The 5,505-nt window shown below is 70.9% G+C and carries 4 protein-coding genes; 1 reads left to right on the top strand and 3 read right to left on the bottom strand.

What is annotated here, in order from left to right:
- The 3 genes from K8V84_RS21665 to K8V84_RS21655 form a co-directional block, all read right to left on the bottom strand.
- On the bottom strand, window positions 1-1,090 hold a 1,090-nt coding region (locus tag K8V84_RS21665; protein WP_304078008.1), incomplete at its 3' end, for an acyl-CoA dehydrogenase family protein.
- A complete protein-coding gene (locus K8V84_RS21660) occupies window positions 1,087-3,180 on the bottom strand; it encodes a biotin carboxylase N-terminal domain-containing protein (protein WP_304078006.1) in 2,094 nt (697 codons plus the stop codon). The genes K8V84_RS21665 and K8V84_RS21660, both read right to left, overlap by 4 nt.
- Window positions 3,181-3,187: 7 nt before the next feature.
- Window positions 3,188-4,798 carry a carboxyl transferase domain-containing protein gene (locus tag K8V84_RS21655; RefSeq protein ID WP_304078009.1) on the bottom strand — a complete coding sequence of 537 codons (1,611 nt, stop codon included), beginning with the start codon at window positions 4,796-4,798 and terminating at the stop codon, window positions 3,188-3,190.
- Window positions 4,799-4,915: 117 nt separating this feature from the next.
- Here K8V84_RS21655 and K8V84_RS21650 point away from each other — a divergent pair, with 117 nt between their 5' ends.
- The gene (locus K8V84_RS21650; protein WP_304078004.1) at window positions 4,916-5,503 is read left to right on the top strand and encodes a TetR/AcrR family transcriptional regulator; all 588 of its coding nucleotides are present in this window, start codon (window positions 4,916-4,918) and stop codon (window positions 5,501-5,503) included.
- Window positions 5,504-5,505 lie beyond the last annotated feature (2 nt).

The following is a 5,505-nucleotide window of genomic DNA, read 5'->3' as shown; positions in this document are numbered from 1 at the left end:
CCAGGATCTTGGCGTCGCGGTAGAACCGGCCCACGGCGTAGTCGTTCATGAAGCCGTACCCACCGAAGACCTGCGTGGCGTCGCGGGCGTTGTCCATCGCGGCGTTCGACGCGATGAGCTTGGCGATCGCGGCCTCCTTCTTGAACGGCTCTCCGGCGAGCATCCGGGAGGCCGCGTCGTAGTAGGCCAGGCGGGCGGTGTAGGCACGGGCCTCCATCTCGGCGATCTTGAACTGGATCGCCTGGTAGGCCGCGATGCTGTTGCCGAAGGCCTGGCGCTCGTGGGCGTAGCGCACGCTCTCGTCCACGCAGCCCTGGGCCAGACCGACGGAGAGCGCCGCGATGGCGATGCGTCCCTCGTCGAGGATCCGCAGGAACTGGGCGTATCCGCGACCGCGCTCGCCCACGAGGTTGGCCTCGGGCACCCGGCAGTCCTCGAACACCAGCTCATTGGTGTCCGAGGCGTTCCAGCCGACCTTGGAGTACTTCTGTCCCACCGAGAAGCCCGGGGTGCCCTTGGGCACGAGGATGGCGGAGATCTCCGGCCGACCGTCCTCGCGACGGCCGGTCACCGCGGTCACGGTGACCAGCGTGGTGATGTCGGTCCCGGAGTTGGTGATGAACGACTTGGTCCCGTTGATCACCCACTCGCCGTTCTCCAGCCGCGCGGTGGTCTTGGTGGCCCCGGCGTCCGAACCACCGTCGGGTTCGGTCAGCCCGAACGCGCCGAGCGCCTCACCGGAGGTCAGCCTGGGCAGGTAGGTCTTCTTCTGTTCCTCGGTACCGAATCGGAAGATCGGCATCGCGCCCAGCGACACCCCGGCCTCCAGGGTGATCGCCACGGAGGAGTCGACCCGGGCCAGCTCCTCCAGGGCCAGACACAGGGCGAAGTAGTCGCCGCCCATCCCGCCGTGCTCCTCTGGGAACGGCAGCCCGAACAGCCCCATCGCCCCCATCTTGGAGATGAGCTCGTAGGGGAAGGCGTTGCGCTCGTAGAAGTCGCCGATCACCGGCTTGACCTCGGTCTGGGCGAAGGTCTCCACGGCGGCCCGCAGGTCGGCGTGCTCGGTGGACAGTTCGTGGCGCTTCATCGCTGCTCCTCGGTGGAGGTGGAAGGGGTGTCGGCCGGGTTCTCGGCCAGGGCATCGGCCTCGACGGTGACCAGGACGGCGTCCATGGGCACGGAGGAACCGGGACGTACCGCCACGGTGGCGACGGTGCCGTCGATCGGTGAGGGCACGGAGTGCTCCATCTTCATCGCCTCGACCACCACCAGAGTGGTACCGGCGGCGACACGTCGGCCCACCTGGACGGGAACGTCCAGGACGGTGCCGGGCATGGGGCTGCGCACGGTGCCGTCGGCGGTCGCGTCCTCCTCACGCGAGGCCGCGGTGACGGGTTCCTCGTGCACGCTCCAGGCGGCGCCGCCCACGCCCAGCCACCGGTGATCGGTCTCGGGGTCGTCGGCGCGCAGGTAGGTGCGGGTGTGTTCGGGGGCGGTGACGGTGAGCCGGGTACCGTCGGCGGAGCGGCGGGCGCGCAGGGAGATCGGCTCCCGTTCCTCCAGACGTACCCGGTAGCGGCCCGGGTCGCCGTCACGCCGCACCCGGACGATGACGGCGTCGTGTCCGGGAACCCGCAGTCGCCACGGGGCCCAGGCGGGTCCGCCCATCCGCCAGCCGTCCGGAACCGCGAACCGGTCGGCGGTCGGGCCGTTCTCCAGGTCGAGCTGGTGGTCCAGGGCGGCGGCGACGTACACCTGCGGCAGCAGGTCGGGCGCCGGCTCGGGCGGGTCGGAGGCGATGAGGTCGGTGCTCAGGTCGCCCTCGAACACGCGGGGATGACGCAGCAACCGACGCAGATAGGCGGTGTTGGTCACGCAGCCCAGCAGGGTGTAGGAGGCCAGCGCCGCGTCCATCCGGTTCAACGCCCCGGCCCGGTCCGTGCCCCAGGTGATGACCTTGGCGAGCATGGGGTCGAAGTCGGAGGTGACCGCCCCGCCCTCGGCGATCCCCGAGTCCACGCGCACGTGCGGGCCCGCGGGTTCGTCCAGGAGCAGGATCGGTCCGCCCGAGGGCAGGAAGCCCCGATCGGCGTCCTCGGCGTAGATCCTGGACTCCACCGCGTGTCCGACCCAGGAAACGTCCTCCTGGGTGAAGGGCAGCGCCTCCCCGTAGGCCACGTCCACCTGGAGTTCCACCAGGTCCACACCGCGCTCGCCGCGCACCGCCACGACCTCCTCGGTGACGGGGTGCTCCACCTGCAGGCGGGTGTTCATCTCCAGGAAGGAGTACGACAGCTCCCCGCGGGGACCCGTCTCGGCGATGAACTCGACGGTGCCGGCGCCCACGTACCCACAGGAGCGGGCGGCGGCCACGGCGGCCTCGCCCATCGCGGTGCGCTGGGCCTGGGTGAGCAGGGGAGAGGGCGCCTCCTCCACCACCTTCTGGTGCCGACGCTGCAGGCTGCACTCGCGTTCGCCCAGGTGCAGGACGTTGCCGTGGGTGTCGGCCAGTACCTGGACCTCGATGTGACGGGGCTGCTGGACCAGTTGCTCCACCAACAGGGTCGCGTCACCGAAGGAGGCCAGGGCCTCGCGTCGGGCGGCCGCGGCGTCGGCGAGCAGCGTGTCCGGGGCGTGCACGGCCCGCATGCCCTTGCCGCCACCCCCGGCCGAGGGCTTGATCAGCAATGGGTAGCCGGTCTCCTCGGCGGCGCGCAGCAGTTCGTCGTCGCTCAGGGGCTGTCCGGGCTTCTCGGTGAATCCGCCCAGGACGGGCACGCCGGCGGCGGCCACGGTGTCCTTGGCGCGGATCTTGTCGCCCATGGCCTCGATGGCGGAGGCCGGTGGGCCGATGAAGACCAGCCCCGCGTCGGTGCAGGCGCGAGCGAAGTCGGCGTTCTCCGACAGGAAGCCGTAACCGGGGTGCACGCCGGTGGCCCCGCAGTCCAGGGCCAGGGCGACGATCCCGTCGGCGTCCAGGTAGTGCTCCACTCGCAGAGCCACGTCGGCGGCGAGGGTGTGCGGGGCGTCCGCGTCGGCGTCGGTGTACACGGCGGCGGTGCCGACGCCCATCCGGCGCAGGGTGCGCATGACGCGCAGCGCGATCTCGCCCCGGTTGGCGACCAGTACCCGCGAGGGCACTCGGGTCCCCGGGCTGGTTCGTGGTGTCGTGCTCAAGGGTTCCTCACATCCGGAAGACGCCGTAGCCCACCGGTTCCAGGGGCGTGTGGCGGGCGGCGGACAGGGCCATGGCGAGCACGTCGCGGGTGTCGGCGGGGTCGATCACGCCGTCGTCCCACAACCGTGCGGTGGAGTAGTAGGGGCTGCCCTGCTCCTCGTACTGGTCACGGATGGGGGCCTTGAAGGCCTCCTCGTCCTCGGCCGACCACACCTCGCCTCGCCCCTCCTTCTGGTCGCGGCGCACCGTGGACAGCACGGAGGCGGCCTGTTCTCCGCCCATGACGGAGATGCGGGCGTTGGGCCACATCCACAGGAACCTGGGGGAGTAGGCGCGGCCGCACATCGAGTAGTTGCCGGCGCCGAACGAGCCACCGATCACCACGGTGAACTTGGGGACCCGGGCGCAGGCCACGGCGGTGACCATCTTGGCGCCGTGCTTGGCGATGCCGCCGGCCTCGTAGTCACGGCCGACCATGAACCCGGAGATGTTCTGCAGGAACACCAGCGGGATGGAGCGGCGGTCGCACAGTTCGATGAAGTGGGCGCCCTTGAGCGCGGACTCGGCGAACAGGATGCCGTTGTTGGCGACGATGCCCACCGGGTGACCGTTGATGTGTGCGAACCCGGTGACCAGGGTGGTGCCGTACTCGGACTTGAACTCGGTGAACTCGCTTCCGTCGACGACACGGCCGATGACCTCGCGCACGTCGTAGGGGGTGCGGGTGTCGGCGGGCACCACCCCGTACAGCTCCTCGGGGTCCAGCCTCGGTGGACGCGGGGTGCGGGTCTGCCAGGCCGGCGGGTCGAGTGGGCCGAGGGTGTCGGCGATCCGGCGCACCTTGCCCAGGGCGTCGGCGTCGTCGTCCGCGAGGTGGTCGGTGACGCCGGAGACCCGCGAGTGCAGGTCGCCGCCGCCCAGTTCCTCGGCGGTGACGACCTCGCCGGTGGCGGCCTTCACCAGGGGAGGGCCGCCCAGGAAGATGGTGCCCTGTTCGCGGACGATGACGGCCTCGTCGCTCATGGCGGGAACGTAGGCGCCACCGGCGGTGCACGAGCCCAGGACGGCGGCGATCTGCGGGATGCCCTGCCCGGACATGGTGGCCTGGTTGTAGAAGATGCGGCCGAAGTGCTCCCGGTCGGGGAAGACGTCGTCCTGCATGGGCAGGAACGCTCCGCCGGAATCGGCCAGGTAGACGCACGGAAGCCGGTTGTGCAGCGCCACCTCCTGGGCGCGCAGGTGCTTTTTGACCGTCATCGGGTAGTAACTGCCGCCCTTGACGGTGGCGTCGTTGGCGACCACCACCATGGGGCGGCCGGCCACGCGTCCGATCCCGGCGATCATCCCGGCGCCCGGTGCGTCCTGACCGTCCTCGCCGTAGAGACCGTAGGCGGCCAGTGGGGCGATCTCCAGGAACGGGGAGCCGGGATCCAGGAGTAGGTCGACGCGGTCGCGGGGGAGGAGCTTGCCGCGTTCGACGTGACGCGCGCGGGTCTTCTCCGGGCCGCCGAGGGCCGCGGTGGCGATCCGCTCCCGCAGCTCCGACGCGAGGGCGCGGTTCGCGGCGTCGTTGGCGGCGAACGCGGGCCCGGCGGTGTCCACCGCCGAACCGAGCACAGGTGCCCTGCTCATGTTGTCCTCTCGTGGAGGGATGTTAATGCTCACTAACAACGGTGATGTTAGTAACTACTAACATGGGTGTCCAGGGTGAGAGCGGTTCAGGAGGGCGGGCGGATGGTGTCGAGGGCGACGGGCCCCAGAACGGGCGGGCGGAGGGCGGCGATCCTGGGCGCGGCGGCCCGGCTCTTCGCGGCGCACGGCTACCGGGGTGTGACCATCGACGACCTCGGGCGGGCGGTGGGCACCACCGGCCCCGCGCTCTACCGGCACTTCCCGGGCAAGGAGGCCCTGCTCGGCGCGGTCCTGGTGGACATCAGTGAACGTCTGGCCGAACGCGGCCGAGCCCTGGTGTCCGGGGCCGACGACCCGCGCGAGGCCCTCACCGCCCTACTGCGCGGACACATCGCCTTCGCGCTCGACGAACCCGACCTCATCACCGTGCACGATCGTGAACTCGGCAACCTCACCGCCGAAGACCGGCGTGCCGTCCGCCGACTCCAACGCGGCTACGTGGAGGAATGGGTCGGTGTTCTGGCCCGGTTGCGCCCCGATACTCCTCCGGTCGCCCTTCGCGCCTCGGTGCACGCCGCGTTCGGCCTGCTCAACTCCACCCCGCACAGTCGTGGCCCGCTCTCGCGCGAGGCCATGGCCGACCTGCTCCTGCGCATGGGCACCGCCGCCCTGCTCGCCGACGTCCCCTGAAC

This window comes from Nocardiopsis listeri (genome assembly GCF_020741345.1).
GTDB lineage: Bacteria > Actinomycetota > Actinomycetes > Streptosporangiales > Streptosporangiaceae > Nocardiopsis > Nocardiopsis listeri_A.
The sequence above is the reverse complement of the archived record's forward strand: the minus strand, read 5'-3'. Positions and strand labels throughout refer to the sequence as shown.